Annotated in this window: 15 protein-coding genes and 1 tRNA gene; 11 read left to right on the forward strand and 5 right to left on the reverse strand. The window is 67.3% G+C overall.

Annotated elements, in window-relative coordinates; genetic code table 11:
* Positions 1–235: 235 nt before the first annotated feature.
* From thrS to ABIC63_RS27465, 10 genes are all read left to right on the forward strand, one after another.
* Complete coding sequence (gene thrS / locus ABIC63_RS27420; RefSeq protein ID WP_354322079.1) at positions 236–2143, forward strand: threonine--tRNA ligase; 1908 nt, start codon at positions 236–238, stop codon at positions 2141–2143.
* A gap of 105 nt (positions 2144–2248) precedes the next feature.
* Positions 2249–2845 (forward strand): translation initiation factor IF-3, encoded by a 597-nt coding sequence (infC, locus tag ABIC63_RS27425; RefSeq protein ID WP_081682094.1) that lies wholly within the window; start codon positions 2249–2251, stop codon positions 2843–2845.
* 142 nt (positions 2846–2987) lie between these two features.
* Positions 2988–3191 (forward strand): 50S ribosomal protein L35, encoded by a 204-nt coding sequence (rpmI, locus tag ABIC63_RS27430; protein WP_017758898.1) that lies wholly within the window; start codon positions 2988–2990, stop codon positions 3189–3191.
* 28 nt (positions 3192–3219) lie between these two features.
* Positions 3220–3579, forward strand: coding sequence for a 50S ribosomal protein L20 (rplT, locus tag ABIC63_RS27435; protein ID WP_017758897.1), 360 nt, complete (start codon positions 3220–3222; stop codon positions 3577–3579).
* Positions 3580–3757: 178 nt separating this feature from the next.
* Positions 3758–4801, forward strand: a complete 1044-nt coding sequence (pheS, locus tag ABIC63_RS27440) for a phenylalanine--tRNA ligase subunit alpha (RefSeq protein WP_354322080.1) — start codon at positions 3758–3760, stop codon at positions 4799–4801.
* Between the two features lie 15 nt (positions 4802–4816).
* A complete protein-coding gene (gene pheT, locus ABIC63_RS27445) occupies positions 4817–7246 on the forward strand; it encodes a phenylalanine--tRNA ligase subunit beta (RefSeq protein ID WP_354322081.1) in 2430 nt (809 codons plus the stop codon).
* Between the two features lie 16 nt (positions 7247–7262).
* The gene (locus ABIC63_RS27450; RefSeq protein WP_354322082.1) at positions 7263–7643 is read left to right on the forward strand and encodes an integration host factor subunit alpha; all 381 of its coding nucleotides are present in this window, start codon (positions 7263–7265) and stop codon (positions 7641–7643) included.
* Positions 7644–7803: 160 nt separating this feature from the next.
* Positions 7804–8331 carry a MerR family transcriptional regulator gene (locus ABIC63_RS27455; protein ID WP_354322088.1) on the forward strand — a complete coding sequence of 176 codons (528 nt, stop codon included), beginning with the start codon at positions 7804–7806 and terminating at the stop codon, positions 8329–8331.
* Between the two features lie 65 nt (positions 8332–8396).
* Positions 8397–8473, forward strand: a tRNA-Pro gene (locus ABIC63_RS27460).
* Between the two features lie 114 nt (positions 8474–8587).
* Positions 8588–9412, forward strand: a complete 825-nt coding sequence (locus tag ABIC63_RS27465) for an undecaprenyl-diphosphate phosphatase (RefSeq protein WP_017762249.1) — start codon at positions 8588–8590, stop codon at positions 9410–9412.
* Positions 9413–9619: 207 nt separating this feature from the next.
* Here ABIC63_RS27465 and ABIC63_RS27470 read toward each other — a convergent pair whose 3' ends face one another.
* From ABIC63_RS27470 to ABIC63_RS27490, 5 genes are all read right to left on the reverse strand, one after another.
* On the reverse strand, positions 9620–10420 hold the full coding sequence (locus ABIC63_RS27470; protein ID WP_354322089.1) for an alpha/beta fold hydrolase: 801 nt from the start codon (positions 10418–10420) through the stop codon (positions 9620–9622).
* Positions 10421–10582: 162 nt separating this feature from the next.
* On the reverse strand, positions 10583–11413 hold the full coding sequence (locus ABIC63_RS27475) for a proteasome-type protease (protein ID WP_354322083.1): 831 nt from the start codon (positions 11411–11413) through the stop codon (positions 10583–10585).
* Positions 11414–11448: 35 nt separating this feature from the next.
* Positions 11449–14043, reverse strand: a complete 2595-nt coding sequence (gene mutS / locus ABIC63_RS27480) for a DNA mismatch repair protein MutS (protein ID WP_354322090.1) — start codon at positions 14041–14043, stop codon at positions 11449–11451.
* Between the two features lie 186 nt (positions 14044–14229).
* The gene (gene poxB, locus ABIC63_RS27485) at positions 14230–15954 is read right to left on the reverse strand and encodes a ubiquinone-dependent pyruvate dehydrogenase (RefSeq protein WP_354322084.1); all 1725 of its coding nucleotides are present in this window, start codon (positions 15952–15954) and stop codon (positions 14230–14232) included.
* Positions 15955–16144: 190 nt separating this feature from the next.
* Positions 16145–16726: an IMPACT family protein gene (locus ABIC63_RS27490; RefSeq protein WP_354322085.1), complete on the reverse strand. Its 582-nt coding sequence runs from the start codon at positions 16724–16726 to the stop codon at positions 16145–16147.
* Positions 16727–16815: 89 nt separating this feature from the next.
* On the opposite strand from ABIC63_RS27490, the gene ABIC63_RS27495 reads away from it, so the two are divergent.
* Complete coding sequence (locus ABIC63_RS27495; protein ID WP_304307964.1) at positions 16816–17163, forward strand: DUF1304 domain-containing protein; 348 nt, start codon at positions 16816–16818, stop codon at positions 17161–17163.
* Positions 17164–17421 lie beyond the last annotated feature (258 nt).

Genomic DNA, 17421 nt, shown 5'->3' on the forward strand with positions numbered 1-17421 from the left:
ATCGGCGCCTCGAGGCGAGGGCCCGCTACAATCGCCGGCCACCGTCTGTCCACCAACAAGGGCGAGAAAGGCAATCTGGTTATGACACCGCGAACTACAGGCACCGAATCGTTCGGTCCGCTTTCCGAAGGAAGCGGCCGGTAGGCCCGCGCAGCGCCGGCAGGTCCGGCTCGCTCATCCAGCACGAAGCGCGGCTCACCCCCGCGCTTTTTTGTTTTCCGCTCCGAGGTTTCCCATGATCCAGATCACGCTCCCCGACAACTCCCGCCGCGAATACCCCGGTCCCGTGACGGTCGCCGAAGTGGCCCAGTCCATCGGCCCCGGTCTCGCCAAGAACACGGTGGCCGGCAAGGTGGACGGCAAGCTGGTGGACGCCAGCGATCTCATCGACCACGATGCCCGCCTGCAGATCATCACGCCGAAGGACGAGGAAGGGCTTGAGATCATCCGCCACTCCTGCGCCCACCTGGTCGGCCATGCGGTCAAGCAGCTCTATCCGACGGCAAAGATGGTGATCGGCCCGGTGATCGACGAGGGCTTCTACTACGACATCTCCTACGAGCGCCCCTTCACGCCCGACGACATGGCCGCCATCGAGCAGCGCATGAGGGAGCTGATCGCCCAGGACTACGACGTCATCAAGAAGATGACGCCGCGCGCCGAGGTGATCGAGGTGTTCAAGTCCCGCGGCGAGGACTACAAGCTGCGCCTGGTCGAGGACATGCCCGACGAGCAGGCCATGGGCCTGTACTACCACCAGGAATATGTGGACATGTGCCGCGGACCGCACGTGCCCAACACGCGCTTTCTGAAGGTCTTCAAGCTTACGAAGCTGGCCGGCGCCTACTGGCGCGGCGATGCCAAGAACGAGCAGCTGCAGCGCATCTACGGCACGGCCTGGGCCGACAAGAAGCAACTCGATCAGTACATCCAGCGCATCGAGGAGGCCGAGAAGCGCGACCACCGCAAGCTGGGCAAGGAACTCGATCTGTTCCACATCGACGACGTCGCACCCGGCGTGGTCTTCTGGCATCCCAAGGGCTGGGCCCTGTGGCAGGCCGTGGAGCAGTACATGCGCCAGGTCTACAAGGACACGGGCTACCAGGAAGTGAAGGGCCCGCAGATCCTCGACAAGAGCCTGTGGGAGAAGACGGGCCACTGGCAGAACTACCGCGAGAACATGTTCGTCACGGAGTCGGAAAAGCGCGACTACGCGCTGAAGCCGATGAACTGCCCCGGCCATGTGCTCATCTTCAAGAGCGACCTGCGCAGCTACCGCGAACTGCCGCTGCGCTACGGCGAGTTCGGCCAGTGCCACCGCAACGAGCCCTCGGGCGGCCTGCACGGCATCATGCGTGTGCGCGGCTTCACGCAGGATGACGGCCACATCTTCTGCACGGAGGACCACATCCTCGAGGAATGCGTGGCCTACACGTCGCAGTTGCTCAAGGTGTATGCGGACTTCGGCTTCACGGACATCCTCTACAAGGTGGCCACGCGCCCCGAGCACCGCATCGGTTCCGACGAGCTCTGGGACAAGGCCGAAGGCGCGCTGATGGAAGCGCTGCGCCGATCGGGCGTGGACTTCGTCATCGCCCCGGGCGATGGGGCCTTCTATGGCCCCAAGATCGAGTACACGTTGCGCGACGCCATCGGCCGCCAGTGGCAATGCGGCACGATGCAGGTGGACTTCAACATGGCCGAGCGCCTGGGCGCCGAGTATGTGACGGAGTCGAGTGGCCGCGCCCATCCGGTGATGCTGCACCGAGCCATCGTCGGCAGCCTCGAGCGTTTCATCGGCATGCTGATCGAGCACCACGCCGGCGCCATGCCTGTTTGGCTCGCGCCGGTGCAGATTTCGGTGCTGAACATCACGGATGGGCAGGCCGACTATGCTGCGGAAGTTGCGAAAACGCTGCGCCATCAAGGGTTTAGGGTGCAGCTCGATCTGCAGAACGAGAAGATCACGTATAAAATACGCAAGCATTCGCTGCAAAAGCTTCCCTACATCCTCGTCGTGGGTGACAAGGAAAAGGAAGCCGGTGCCGTCGCGGTGCGCGCCCGAGGCAATGTCGACCTCGGTGTCATGTCGGTGGAGGCGTTCTCCCAAAAGATCGCCGACGACATCTCCAGCAAGCGTTGACAACCCTCAGGTCCGGCTTTCCTGCCGGGCCTGCGCTTTGCTTGGGTGCGTGCCAACAACGGCGTTAGCTACAGAATTTGTAGCATCTGATGAAGGACTGAAGCCATCGCTACTGCATTTCGCGACCGTCGCCAACGCGAGGAACGCCAACACCGCCTGAACCGGGAAATCATGGCCCCGGAAGTTCGCCTGTTCGGACCCGAAAACGAGGCCCTGGGCGTTGTGAGCCTTTCCGAGGCATTGCGTCTGGCCGGCGAGCACGACGTGGACCTGGTCGAGGTGGTTGCTGCCGCCAATCCGCCGGTCTGCCGGTTGATCGAGTACGGCAAGTTCAAGTTCCTCGAACAGAAGAAGGCCGCCGAGGCGAAGTCGAAGCAGAAGGTCATCGAGGTCAAGGAAGTCAAGTTCCGGCCCGGTACCGACGATGGCGACTACAACATCAAGATGCGCAACATCCGGCGTTTCCTGGACGACGGCGACAAGTGCAAGATCACGCTGCGCTTCCGCGGTCGCGAGATCACGCACCAGGAGCTGGGCCTGGCCCTGCTGCAGCGCATCCGGGACGAACTGGGCGACGCCATCGTGGTCGAGCAGTTCCCCAAGCTGGAAGGCCGGCAGATGATCATGATGATCGCGCCGGGCCGCAAGAAGGGTGGGGCGGCTCCCAAGGCCGCCGAGCCGGCAACGTCCGGCCAGGCCTGAAGCGCGAGCTTCGCCTGCCTGCAAAGGATTTCGCCGCCGGCGCCGCAAGGCGCGGGTGGCGGGATGAAGAAGTGCCTCGAAGGCCAACAAGTTCGGGAAGGATTCCCGGCGCCTTGCGAGCACAAGTAAAAGGAGCATTCACATGCCCAAGATGAAGACCAAGAGCAGCGCGAAGAAACGCTTCCGCGTTCGTCCCGGTGGCACCGTCAAGCGCGGTCAAGCCTTCAAGCGTCACATCCTGACCAAGAAGACCACCAAGAACAAGCGCCACCTGCGCGGTGCGGTGACGGTTCACGAGACCAACATGGTTTCGATGGCCGCCATGCTGCCCGGCCAAGGCATTTGATCAACCGACGAACTAGGAAGGATTCAACATGCCTCGCGTCAAACGTGGTGTAACCGCTCGCGCCCGCCACAAGAAGGTTCTCGCCCTTGCCAAGGGCTTCCGCGGTCGTCGCGGCAACGTCTTCCGCATCGCCAAGCAGGCGGTGATGAAGGCGGGCCAGTACGCCTACCGTGACCGCCGCGCCAAGAAGCGCGTCTTCCGTCGTCTGTGGATTGCGCGTATCAACGCCGCCTCCCGTGAACTGGGCCTGACGTACAGCCAGTTCGCCAACGGCATCCGCAAGGCCGGCATCGAGATCGACCGCAAGGTCCTCGCCGACATCGCCGTGCACGACAAGGCGGCTTTCGCCGGCATCGTGGAGCAGGTCAAGGCCAAGCTGGCTGCTTGATTCCGCCCAGTGCGCGTCCGCTCCGGCGGAGCCGCGCACGCCCACGGTTCCAGGGCTGGCGCTTGAAAAAGCTCCGGCCCTTTTTCATGGGCCCCGCAGCGCGCGCATCGACCCCAGGTTGGTGCGTTTGCCCCCAGCGGTCACGGCCCTCTCCATTTCTCCGCATCGCACGCATTCCATGAACGAACTGGACACCCTGGTCGACCAAGCCCGTGCCGCCTTCGCTGGCGCCCGGGCACCCGCTGAGCTCGAGAACGCGAAGGCGCAGTTCATGGGCAAGTCCGGCCGCGTCACGGAACTGATGAAGGGCCTGGCCCAGTTGCCGGTCGACGAGAAGAAGAGCCGCGGCGCCGCCATCAACGTGGCCAAGCAGGCGATCGAGGCCGCGCTCAATGCCCGGCGCCAGGAACTGGCCGATGCTGAACTCAACGCACAGCTGCAGGCTGAGGCGCTGGACGTCACGCTGCCCGGCCGTCGCCGTGTCGGGGGCGGCCTACACCCGGTGGCGCGCGCGCAGGAACGCATCGAGGCCATCTTCGCCAGCATGGGCTTCGACGTGGCCGACGGCCCCGAGGTCGAGACCGACTGGTTCAGCTTCACTTCGCTGAACAACCCGCCCAACCATCCGGCGCGTTCGATGCAGGACACCTTCTACGTCGACATGAAGGACGACGACGGCCAGCTGTTCAACCTGCGCCCGCATACCTCGCCGATGCAGGTGCGCTATGCCCAGGCTCATGCGCGCCAGTACGCCGGCCAGGAGAGCATGCCCGACATCCGTGTGATCGCGCCGGGCCGCACCTACCGCGTGGACAGCGATGCCACGCATTCGCCCATGTTCCACCAGGTCGAGGGCCTGTGGATCGGCCAGAACGTCAGCTTCAAGGACCTGAAGGTGATGTACCTGGACTTCATCCAGGCCTTCTTCGAGACCAGCGCGCTCAAGCTGCGCTTCCGCCCCAGCTACTTCCCTTTCACCGAGCCCAGCGCCGAAATCGACATCATGTTCGAGAAGGGGCCGCTGGCCGGCCGCTGGCTGGAGGTGTCGGGCTCGGGCCAGGTGCATCCGCAGGTGGTGCGCAACATGGGCCTGGACCCGGAGAAGTACATCGGCTTCGCCTTTGGCTCGGGCATTGATCGTTTGGCCATGCTGCGCTATGGCGTGAGCGATCTGCGCCTGTTCTTCGACGGCGGCCTGCGCTTCCTGAACCAATTCCAATAAGACGAGAGCGACGAGATGCAATTCCCCGAATCCTGGCTGCGCGCCTTCTGCAATCCGCCGCTGTCCTCCGAAGCCCTGGCCGACACGCTGACCATGGGCGGCTTCGAAGTCGAGGAGCGCCGCCCCGCCGCGCCACCCTTCACCAAGATCGTCGTCGGCGAGATCAAGGAGGCCGTGCAGCATCCGAATGCCGACCGCCTGCGCGTGTGCCAGGTGGACGCTGGCCAGGGTGGGCTGCTTAACATCGTCTGCGGCGCGCCCAACGCCCGCGTCGGCATCAAGGTGCCTTGCGCGCTCGTCGGTGCCGAGCTGCCTCCGGGCGAGGACGGCAAGCCCTTCAAGATCAAGCTGGGCAAGCTGCGCGGCGTGGAAAGCCAGGGCATGCTGTGCTCCGCCCGCGAGCTGGGCCTGAGCGACGACCACGGCGGCCTGCTCGAACTCACTGGCGATGCGCCGGTGGGCGCCGACGTGCGCGATCTGCTGCAGCTCGACGACGTGCTGATCACCATCAAGCTCACGCCCAACCTGGCGCATGGCCTGTCGGTCTACGGCATCGCGCGCGAACTCTCGGCGCTAACGGGTGCGCCGCTGCAGACGCCGGTGATCGAGCCCGTGCAGCCACAGCTGGACGACAAGCTGCCGGTGCGCGTTGAAGCCGTCGACCTGTGCGGCCGCTTCTCCGGCCGCATCGTGCGCGGCGTGAACACGCGCGCCGCCACGCCGGCCTGGATGGTCGACCGCCTGGCGCGCTGCGGCCAGCGCAGCGTGTCGCCGCTGGTGGACATCTCCAACTACGTGATGTTCGAGTACGGCTCGCCCTCGCACATCTTCGACCTGGACAAGATCCACGGCGGCCTGACGGTGCGCTGGGGTCGCGCGGGCGAGCAGCTCAAGCTGCTCAACGGCAACACCGTCACTGTCGACGAACAGGTGGGTGTGATCGCCGACGAGCGCGAGGTCGAGTCCCTGGCCGGCATCATGGGTGGCGACGCCACGGCCGTGTCCGACGACACGAGCAGCATCTACATCGAGGCGGCCTTCTGGTGGCCGGCCGCCATCCAGGGCCGTTCGCGCCGCTTCAACTTCTCGACCGACGCCGGCCATCGCTTCGAGCGTGGCGTGGACCCGAGTCGCACCGTCGCCATGATCGAGCGCATCACCCGCCTGGTGCAGGAGATCTGCGGCGGCCAGGCTGGCCCCATCGACGACCAAGTCTTGAAGCTGCCCGAGGCCGCGCCGGTCACCCTCCGCGTCGCTCGCGCCGAGCGTGTGATCGGCATGCCGATCACCCAGGCGCAGTGCGCGGACGTTCTGCGCAAGCTGCACCTGGACTTCACCGAAGGCGAGGGCACGCTCACCGTCACGCCGCCGCCGCACCGCTTCGACATCGCCATCGAAGAGGACCTGATCGAGGAGGTCGCGCGCCTCATCGGCTACAACAACCTGCCGTCGACGCCGCCGCTCGCGCCCATTCGCGCCCGCGTGCTGTCCGAGTCGCAGCGCAGCCGCGTCGCCGTGCGCCACCGGCTGGCCGACCTGGGCTACCAGGAAACGATCAACTTCAGCTTCGTCGAAGCCGCATGGGAGCGCGATCTGGCGGGTAATGCCAACCCAGTGCAGCTGCTCAACCCCATCGCCAGCCAGATGAGCGTGATGCGCTCTTCGCTCATGGGGTCCCTGCTGGCCGTGCTCAAGTTCAACCTGGACCGCAAGGCGCCGCGCGTGCGCGTGTTCGAGGTGGGCCGCGTGTTCGTGCGCGACGACGCCGTCATGACCAGCGACAGCAGCGTCAAGGGCGTGCGCCAGCCGGTGCACGTGGCAGGCCTGGCCTGGGGCGACGACGAGGCTGCGCGCTGGGACGGCAAGCCGCAGCGCGTGGATTTCTACGACGCCAAGGGCGATGTCGAGGCGCTGCTCGCGCCGCGCGCCGTGCGTTTCGAGAAGGCCGAACATCCTGCGCTTCATCCGGGCCGCTGCGCCCGGGTGCTCGTGGATGGCCAGCCGGTCGGCTTCATCGGCGAGCTGCACCCGCGCTGGCGCCAGCAGTGGGACCTGCCCTTCGCGCCCATGCTGTTCGAGCTGTCCCTCGACGCCGTGACGGCGCGGGCCATGCCGGCCCTGCGTCCGGTGCCGCGCCACCAGTCCGTGGAGCGCGACATCGCCGTGGTGGTGGCTGAATCGGTGAGCCACGACGCCCTGCTGGACGCCGTGCGCGCCGCCGACACCGGTGGCCTGCTGCGCGATGCGGCGCTGTTCGACATCTATCGGCCGGCGCCTGAGGCGAATGTTGCCGCGGCCGGCGCCCTCGCCGCGGGCGAGAAGAGCATGGCCGTGCGCCTGGCCTTCCTGGGGGAGGCCACGCTGACCGACGAGCAGGTCGATGCCGCCGTGGCGGCCATCGTGGCGAAGGCCCAGCAACAGGTCGGCGCCCGCCTGCGCGGCTGACATCGAGGACGACGACATGGAATTCAAGATCGACGCCATCGAGACGCCCGCGCTGACCAAGGCGCAGCTGTCGGAACTGCTGTTCGAGCAGATCGGCCTCAACAAGCGCGAAGCCAAGGACATGGTCGAGGCCTTCTTCGAGGTCATCGCCCAGCGCCTTATCGAAGGTGACGAAGTCAAGATCTCGGGCTTCGGCAACTTCCAGATCCGGACCAAGGCGGCGCGGCCGGGGCGCAATCCGCGCACGGGCGAATCGATCCCGATCGGCCCGCGCCGGGTGGCGGTCTTCCACGCCAGCGCCAAGCTCAAGGAGCAGTTGCACGCAGCCGTCGCGGCCGACGCCGCATCCCCGGGCACGGCCGCCCCCATCGAGGCCGAGCGCGCCGAGCTTGGTTGATGTCAGTGCGAGCCCGCAGGGCGCCCAAGCGCACGCAGTGCTGCGGCACCCGGGCACGAGGACCCGGTCACATCTGCGCGCACTTTGAACGTTCGGTGTCTGGTATGTGCTGCACTGCTGGAGTAACCTCGCACGTTTGCCTCGCACCGTGTTGATTTCGATGGAGAACAGCCTCCCTCCGATTCCCGTCAAGCGCTACTTCACCATCGGTGAGGTGGCTGAGTTGTGCGGGGTCAAGCCGCATGTGCTGCGCTACTGGGAGCAGGAATTCACGCAGTTGCGGCCCATGAAGCGCCGGGGCAATCGCCGCTATTACCAGCATCACGAGGTGCTGATGATCCGCCGCATCCGGGACCTGCTCTACGAGCAGGGCTTCACGATCAGCGGCGCCCGCAACCGGCTGCAGGAACTGGCGCAAGCCGAGCGCGAGCGTCGCCGCCGTGGGGACATGCCTGTCGACGAGGTCGACGCCCAACCTGCCTTCGCCGAGCCGTCCTTCGACGACGAGCCCGTCTTCGAGGAGCCGCCCGCGTTCGTGGCGGAGGGCGCGCGCCACTCGGCGCATCGTGTCGCGGCCGACGCCGAACTGATCGTCGGGTCGCCGTTGCCGATGATCTCGGACGCTTATCCCGTGGCGCTGCTGCGCCGCGAGCTGGTGGAGATCCGAGACCTGCTCAGCTTCTACTGAGCGAAGCGAATTTCTCTCTTCGAAGTACGCGAAGACGGTCAAATCCGGTATATACTTTATGGCTTCGGTGTGTGGCGCAGCCTGGTAGCGCACTTGCATGGGGTGCAAGGGGTCGAAGGTTCGAATCCTTTCACACCGACCACTATTAAAGAAGCTGAAAGCCGCTGTGGAGTCAAATCCACAGCGGCTTTTTTGTTTTGGGTGTTGTGTGTCTCGCGGGCTGAACGGCCCGGCTTTCGAAAACAGGAGTTCCGTTTTGGACATCGTTCTGCTGACCAAGGCCGCCATCATGGGCATCGTGGAAGGGCTCACCGAGTTCCTTCCGATTTCCTCCACGGGTCACCTCATCCTCGCCGGCTCGCTGCTAGGCTTCGATGACGGCAAGGCCAAGGTCTTTGACATCGCGATCCAGACCGGCGCGATCTTCGCGGTGATCCTGGTCTACTGGCAGAAGATCAAGTCCACCGTCGTGGCCTTGCCCCGTCAGCGAAAAGCGCAACGTCTGGCGCTCAATGTGCTGATCGGCTTCCTGCCAGCCGTGGTGCTGGGCCTGCTGTTCGGCAAGGCCATCAAGGCACACCTGTTCATCCCCACCGTGGTGGCCAGCACCTTCATCATCGGCGGCTTCATCATCCTCTGGGCCGAGAAGCGCCCGCCGGGTGCCGTGCGCGTCGAGCATGTGGATGACATGACGCCCTGGGACGCGCTCAAGGTCGGCCTGGTGCAGTGCTTTGCCATGATCCCCGGCACCAGCCGCAGCGGCTCCACCATCATCGGCGGCATGCTGCTGGGCCTCTCGCGCAAGGCGGCGACCGACTTCTCCTTCTTCCTGGCCATTCCCACGCTGATCGGCGCGGGCGTCTACAGCCTCTACAAGGAGCGCGCGCTGCTGTCGGTGGCGGACATCCCGATGTTCGCCGTCGGCCTCGTGTTCTCCTTCATCAGCGCCTGGCTGTGCGTGCGTTGGTTGCTGCGCTACATCTCCACCCACAGCTTCATTCCCTTCGCCTGGTACCGCATCGTGTTCGGCCTGATCGTGCTGGGTACGGCCTGGAGCGGGATGGTGGTCTGGGCGGATTGAGTGGCGCGGGGCGGGTTATCGCGCCCCGGTTTCGACCAGCTCAGCCCGAACGGTTGGAGGGCGCATACGCCGGGTGCAGCGCGGTTCCCTGAGCCTGCACATGAGGTGCAAACAGAAAAGCCACCGGTCGCAGGCCGGTGGCTTTTGTCCTTTGCGCACCGCGTGGTGCTCGCCGACCCCCATGTTCCACGCGGTCCGAGAAAGCCCTCAGAGCAGGTTGCGCAGCGTCGCTTCGATGGCTGCTGCCGTGGCGATCGGCTTTTCCATCGGAAAGAGGTGCGTGCCGTCCAGCATGCTGATGCGCCCGCGCGTCAGGCGCAGCGTGGCGGCCATGCCGGCGCGCTTCATCTCCACCGACTGGCGGCCGCCGATGAAGGCGCAGGGACACTGCAGCGGCTTGCTGCGCAGCAGGCGGCCGATGTTGTCGGGCAGGTTGTCGTAGATCGCGGTCTCGACATCGCGGTCGAAGGCGAGGGCGCGGGCATCGCCATGCACGAAGGTGCCATGGTCGATGTAGTCGTGCAGCACCTGCGGATCCCAGCGCGCGAAGGCCTTCTTGTGGCGGAAGTGCTCGAACACCGCCTCTCGGTCTTCCCAGCTGTCGCGGCGCTTGCGGCTGACCATGCCCGGCGAGACGCGGCGCATCAGCGGCGTGCGCTTGACCAGCCCCAGCGTGCCGGCACGCCAGCCGTCGATGATGGGTGAATCGATCATCACCACGCCGCGTGCGAGCAAGGGATGTTTCGACGCACACATGACGCTCAGGATGCCGCCCAGCGAATGCCCGACGAGGAAGGGCGCGGTGCCCGCGCCGTCGGCGATGGGGGCCGTGAACTCGGCCAACTGCTCGACCAGGTGCGGCCAGTTGTCCGTGACCGGAAAGCGCGGGTCATGGCCGAACTTCTCGATGGCGTGCACGGCAAAGCCGCGGGCGCGCAGGCTGTCGAGCATCACCCGGTAGGTGCTGGCCGGAAAGCTGTTGCCATGCGAGAAGACGATGGGCGGCAGCGTGGCCGCGGCGGATGGCAAGGGCGCGGAGGCAGGCACGGTCGGCAGCAAGCGGTGGAATCGGGAATCGGGGTGGAAGGACAGGGGCAGACGCCGGACGGGGTGCGGCACCGCCCGGCCACGATGCGCGGACGAATCCGCAGGCCGAGCGGGCGGGCCTTCTCAGATGAGCTTCTCGTCCCGCGTCGAGATCTTGCGCAGCGCGCCGTGGCGGCCGGCCGGCATCTTCAGCGGGTGCGCCGTGTGGTCGTCGTTCCAGACCGGGTCTTCCAGGCTGTCGAAGACTTCGCGCAGCTTGCGGCCCCAGCCGTCGCGGATCATGCGGAAGTAGGGGTTGTCGGCGTCGATGCAGATCACCTTGTCGGTCTGCAGGCGGTTGGCTTCGTACACCACCAGATCCAGCGGCAGGCCCACCGACAAGTTGGACTTCATGGTCGAGTCCATCGACACCAGCGCGCACTTGGCAGCCTCGTCCAGCGGTGTGTCGGGCGTGAGCACACGGTCGAGCACGGGCTTGCCGTACTTGGCCTCGCCGATCTGGAAGTAGGGCGTCTCGGGCGTCGCCTCGATGAAGTTGCCGGCCGAGTAGACGAGGAAGAGCCGCATGCCCTCGCCCTTGACCTGGCCGCCGAGGATGAAGCTCACATTGAAATCCACGCCGGCCGCCTTCAGCGCCTCGCCGTCGCGGTCGTACACATGGCGCACGGCCGAACCCAGAACGCGCGCGGCGTCGAACATGCTCTTGGCGTTCCAGATCGTGATGGGCGGGCCCTCGCGGCCGCGCTCTTCCAGCTCTTCGATCTGCAGGATCTCGCGCACCGACTGCGAGATCGACAGGTTGCCGGCCGACAGCAGCACCATCGTGCGGTCGCCGGGCTTCTCGTAGACGATGGTCTTGCGGAAGGTGCTGATGTGGTCCACGCCCGCGTTGGTGCGGGAGTCCGACAGGAAGACCAGGCCGGCGTTGAGTTTGATGCCTACGCAGTACGTCATGGTGATGCGCGGTCGGCGGGCGGGCCGCGGAGGCTTCAGTCCCGACGCTCGCGTTGGTGCAGCTTTTTGAGTGTGTAGAGCGCTTCGAGCGCCTCCCGGGGGCTCATCGCATCGGGGTCGAGCGTGGCCAGCGCGGATTCTACGGGGCTCTCCTGCGGTGTCTGGGCCACGGGCGGTGGCGCGAACAGGTCGACCTGGGCCTGCGCCTGGGTCTGCTGCGATTCCAGCGCTTCCAGCGCGCCGCGGGCATGGTGGATCACTGCCGCTGGCATGCCGGCCAGCCGCGCCACCTGGATGCCGTAGCTGCGGCTGGCGGGGCCCGGCTGCATCTCGTGCAGGAAGACGATGTCGCGGCCGCTCTCGGTCGCGCTCACATGCATGTTGAGCGCAGCGCGGTGCGTGGCCGGGAACTCGGTCAACTCGAAGTAGTGGGTCGCGAAGAGCGTGAAGGACTTGGCCTTGTCGTGCAGGTGCGCCGCGATGCCGGCCGCCAGCGCCAGGCCATCGAAGGTGCTGGTGCCGCGGCCGATCTCGTCCATCAGCACCAGCGAATGCGACGTGGCGCTGTGCAGGATCTGCGCGGCCTCGGTCATCTCCAGCATGAAGGTGGACTGGGCATTGGCCAGGTCGTCGGCCGCGCCGATGCGGGTGTGGATGGCGTCGATGGGCCCGAGCCGGCAGTTCGCCGCCGGCACGCACGAGCCGATGGAAGCCAGCAGCACGATGATCGCCACCTGCCGCATGTAGGTCGATTTGCCGCCCATGTTCGGGCCGGTGATGACCTGCATGCGCTGGCTGGGCCCGAGCCGCGTGTCGTTGGCGATGAAGGCGCCGCTGGATTTTTCGGCCAGGCGCGCCTCCACCACCGGATGGCGGCCCTGCTCGATCTCGATGCAGGGATGGGCCACGAAGCTGGGCGCGTTCCAGTTCAGCATGTGGGCACGCTCGGCCAGCGCCGCGAGGGCGTCGAGCGAGGCCAGCGCTGCCGCCACACGCGTGAGCGCGGGCACATGCGGCTGCAGCTGGTCGAGTAACTGCTCGTAGAGCCACTTCTCGCGCGCCAGGGCGCGGTCCTGCGCCGACAGGGCCTTGTCCTCGAAGGCCTTGAGCTCGGGCGTGATGAAGCGCTCGGCGTTCTTGAGCGTCTGGCGGCGGCGGTAGTGCTCGGGCACGCGCGACAGGGCGCTCTGCGTGATCTCGATGTAGAAGCCATGCACGCGGTTGAACTGCACCCGCAGGTTGGCGATGCCGGTGAGGGCGCGCTCGCGCGTCTCCAGCTCCAGCAGGAAGCCGTCGCAGTTCTCGCCGATGGCGCGCAACTCGTCCAGCTCGGCGTCGAAGCCGGTGGCGATCACGCCGCCCTCGCGGATCAGCGCAGCGGGCTCGGGCTGGATGGCGCGCGCCAGCAACCCGGCGCAGCCGGGCGGTGGCACCAGCTCTTCGGCGAAGTAGCCGAGCAGTGGCGCGCCCGTGGGCAGCAGCGGCCCCAGGCGCTCGCACTTGACCAGCGCCAGCTGCAGCGCGATCAGCTCGCGTGGGCGCACCTGGCGCAGGGCGATGCGCGCGGCGATGCGCTCCACGTCGCTGGTGTTCTTGAGCTGCTCACGCAGCAGCTTCCAGGGTGCCGCGGTTTCGCCGGGCGCGGGTGCGCGCAGGGCAGCGATCGCGCCCAGCCGCGCCTGGGCCTCGGCCCGGTCGCGGCGCGGGGCCAGCAGCCAGCGCTTGAGCATGCGGCTGCCCATGCCGGTCATGCATGTGTCCAGCAGCGAGAAGAGGGTGGGCGACTCCTCGCCGCGCAGCGTCTGCACCAACTCCAGGTTGCGACGCGTGGTGGCGGGCAGCTCGATCAGGTCGCCATCGCGCTCGACGGCCAGGCGCTGCAGGTGCGACAGCGTGCGGCCCTGCGTGTGCTCGGCATAGCCCAGCAGCGCCGCGGCGGCGGCATGGGCCTGGCCCAGCGACTCCGCGCCCCAGGCCGCCAGACTGGCGGCGCCCAGCTGCTCGCGCAGCTTGCGCTCGCCCAGGCCGGGGTCGAACTGCCAGGCGGGCCGCACCGACAGCGTGAAGCCGCCGGGCTCGCGCTGCAGCTTCAGGCGCTGTTCGAAGGCGGGCGTGACCTCGGCGCTGTAGAGCAGCTCGCTCGGGCCCACGCGCTGCAGCCAGCTTTCAAGCGCATCGGCGTCGCATTCCGCCAGGTGCACCTCGGCGCCGGTGACGCTGAGCCAGGCCAGGCCGCAGACGTTACGCGCGCCGGCATGCACCGCCATGAGGATGGCATCGCTCTTGTCGGCCAGCAGTTCGGCGTCGGTGAGCGTGCCGGGCGTGACCACGCGCACCACCTTGCGTTCGACCGGCCCCTTGGCGGCGCCGACCTCGCCCACCTGTTCGCAGATGGCGACCGACTCGCCCAGCTTGATGAGGCGCGCCAGGTAGGTGTCGACCGAATGGAAGGGCACGCCGGCCATGACCACCGGCGAGCCGGCCGACTGGCCGCGCGTGGTGAGGGTGATGTCGAGCAGGCGCGCCGCCTTCTCGGCATCGGCGTAGAACAGCTCGTAGAAGTCGCCCATCCGGTAGAACAGAAGCGTCTCGGGATGGTCGGCCTTGAGGCGCAGGTACTGCGCCATCATCGGCGTGTGGGCGGAGAAGTCGGCGCTGGCCGGCGTCGGCAGGGCGGTGCTCGGGTCTTGCAATTGCTTGTCGATGTCCAGGGGCCGCGCATGCCTGCTGCCGGATGGCGAATGCTGTGCGCGAGGTCGGCCCGCTGCGGGGCGGGCCGACGAAGGGCGTGGATTATCGACCCGGACGCCCTGCCCTCAGCGCCACAGGTTCGTCCGCGCCAGTTCCACCACCTCGTCCCCGCGGCCATTGATGATGGCCTTGAGCAGGTACAGGCCGAAGCCCTTGGCCTGTTCCGCCTCGATCTTGGGCGGCAGCACCAGCTCCTGCTTGGCGGTGACCACGTCCACCAGCGCAGGGCCGTCGTGCGCGAAGGCGGCGGCGAGGGCGCCGTCCAGCTCGGCCGAATTGGTGACGCGGATGCCTCGCACACCCATGGCCGTCGCCATGGCCGCGAAGTCCGGATTCGCCAGGTCGGTGCCGGTGTCCAGATAGCCGCCGGACTTCATCTCCATGGCGACGAAGCCCAGGCTGCCGTTGTTGAAGACGATCACCTTCACCGGCAGGCCCAGCTGCACCAGGCTCAGGAAGTCGCCCATCATCATGGTGAAGCCGCCATCGCCCGAGAGCGAGACCACCTGCCGCCCGGGCGCTGCCGCCTGCGCGCCCATGGCCTGCAGCATGGCGTTGGCCATCGAACCATGGTTGAAGGAGCCGATGAGCCGGCGCCGGCCGTTCATCCTGAGGTACCGCGCGGCCCATACCGTGGGCGTGCCCACATCGGCCGTGAAGACGGCGTCGTCGGCCGCCATGGCGCTCACCCGCTGCGCCACGTACTGCGGGTGTAGTGGCCGGCCTATGCCAGCGGCCACGGCCAGGTCGTCCAGGCCTTCGCGCGCCTTCGCATAGTGGGCCAGTGCGCCATCGAGGAAGCGCCGGTCGTCGTGGTCCTGGAGCCGCGGCAGCAGTGCGGCGATGGTGTCGCCCACGTCGCCGACCAGGCCCTGCGCCAGCGGCGCCCGGCGGCCCAGGGCGCCGGGGTCGCGGTCGATCTGCACGATGTGCGCCTCCTTGGGATAGAAGGCGCGGTAGGGAAAGTCGGTGCCCAGCATCAGCAGGGTGTCGGCGTTCTCCATCGCGTGGTAGCCGGAGGCGAAGCCGATCAGGCCGGTCATGCCCACGTCGTAGGGGTTGTCCCATTCCACATGTTCCTTGCCGCGCAGCGCATGGACGATGGGCGCCTTCAGCCGTTCGGCCAGGGCCACAACAGCGTCGTGGTGGCCTGCGCAGCCGCTGCCGGCCAGCAGGGTGACGGCCCGGCTTCCGTCCAGGTGGGCGGCAAGTTCATCGAGCGCGGCGTCCGGCGGCACGACGCGCGGCCGCGGTGCGAGCGGGATGCGCGGCGCCTTTTCCACCGGCGCGGCGGCCAGCGCCACATCGCCCGGGATCACCAGCACCGCCACGCCGCCGCGCCCCACGGCCGTCTGGATCGCGCGGTGCAGCACGGCCGGCATCTGTGCGGGGTTGGAGACCAGCTCCACATAGTCCGCGCATTCGCGGAACAGCTCCTGCGGATGCGTCTCCTGAAAGTAGCCCAGCCCGATCTCCGACGAGGGAATGTGCGCCGCGATGGCCAGCACCGGCACCCGATTGCGCTGGCAGTCGAACAGACCGTTGATCAGGTGCAGGTTGCCGGGCCCGCAACTGCCGGCGCAGACCGCCAGCCGGCCGGTCAGCGCCGCCTCGGCGCCCGCGGCGAAGGCGGCCGATTCCTCGTGCCGCACATGCATCCATTCGATGCGGCCCAGACGTCGCAGGCTGTCGTTGAGGCCGTTGAGGCTGTCGCCCGTCACGCCCCAGATGCGCTCGACGCCGAGGTCGGCAAGGCTGTGGGCGAGGAGGTCGGCGACGGTGAAGGGCATGGCAGCTCCAAATCAAGGGTAAATACGAATGGACTCGCATTCATCCTAAGAATTTCGCTGGGGCGCTAGCGTAGGAACGGAGCGATACCGGACCTCGATGCGTGCGGCCTGCGCCTCAGGCGGTCCGCACGGCGCGGGGCCGTCAGCGCCTGCGCCCCTGTGACGCTTGGCCGCTTGCCCTCGGAGCGTGTCAGCCCCAGCCCACGCGCCCCTGCGCCGCATTGGTGATGGTGGCCTTCAGCGCGGACGCCGCCTCGTCGACCATCTCGAAGCGAAGCCGCACGACGCTGCCGTGGGTCACCTCCAGCAGGGCGGCGCCGGCGTGTGCCAGTTCGCGGCGGACGGTGCCTTCCAGGGCGTAGGGCACTTCGCAGCTCAGCGTGACGCGCCGTTGCAGCGGCACGGTCTGCGCGGCCTTCAGCGCCTGTGCGACGGCGTCGGTATAGGCGCGGACCAGGCCGCCGGCGCCCAGCTTCACGCCGCCAAAGTAACGCACGACCGTGGCCAGAACGCCTTCGAGCTCATGGTGGCGCAGCACCTCCAGCATCGGCCGGCCGGCGGTGCCCGCAGGCTCGCCATCGTCCACGGCCGCGGATTGGCCGCCCGCCATCAGGGCCCAGCAGACGTGGGCTGCATCCGGATGCTGCGCCCGCAGTTGTGCCACGATGGCCTGCGCGGCCGCCCGGTCGGGCACCCCCTGCACGCAGGCCAGGAAGCGGCTCTTGCGCACCAGCAGTTCGAAGCCGGCAGGCGCCGCGATGGAGAAAGGCATGAGGAAGAGGGCGAAAGGCGCCATGAAGGGCGGGTCGGCGATGATGCCGCAGGCCGAATGGCGGTCGAGAGGAAAGAGAGAACAACGTGATCGGAAACCTGCTGACGGCCCTGGTGGCCCTCATCCACGTCTACATCCTGGTGCTGGAGATGTTCTTCTGGGACACGCCGCGCGGCCACAAGGCCTTCGGCCTGAAACCCGAGTTCGCCCGTGCCACGCGCGTGCTGGCGGCCAACCAGGGCCTGTACAACGGCTTCCTGGCGGCGGGCCTGTTCTGGGGCCTGTGGCTCGGCGCCGCGGGCATCGCGGTCAAGCTGTTCTTCCTCGCCTGCGTGGCGGTGGCAGGGTTGTATGGCGCTGCCACGTCGAGCCGGAAGATCCTGTTCGTGCAGACAGTGCCGGCCGTGCTGGCGATGGCGGCACTGTTGCTGGGCTGAGGCCGCGCCATGGGGGCTGTCTGCTCCCTGTGACGTGACCTCGCGCGATGCGACACCTCTGCTCAATGCCGCACGCCCGTTCGCGCTGAGCCCGTCGAAGCGCTGATGCGAGGCTTCGACAGGCTTGTATGGTTTGGTTTCCATCAACCAAACCGTAAGAAAAGGCGAGGAGCCGGGATGTAGGGACATCGACAGGCATCGGCGGTAGCTTCAGACCCTACCGACCGACACCCTGAGTCATCACCCCATCCCTGCGCC

The organism is Pseudacidovorax sp. 1753 (assembly GCF_040544975.1).
GTDB lineage: Bacteria > Pseudomonadota > Gammaproteobacteria > Burkholderiales > Burkholderiaceae_C > Xenophilus.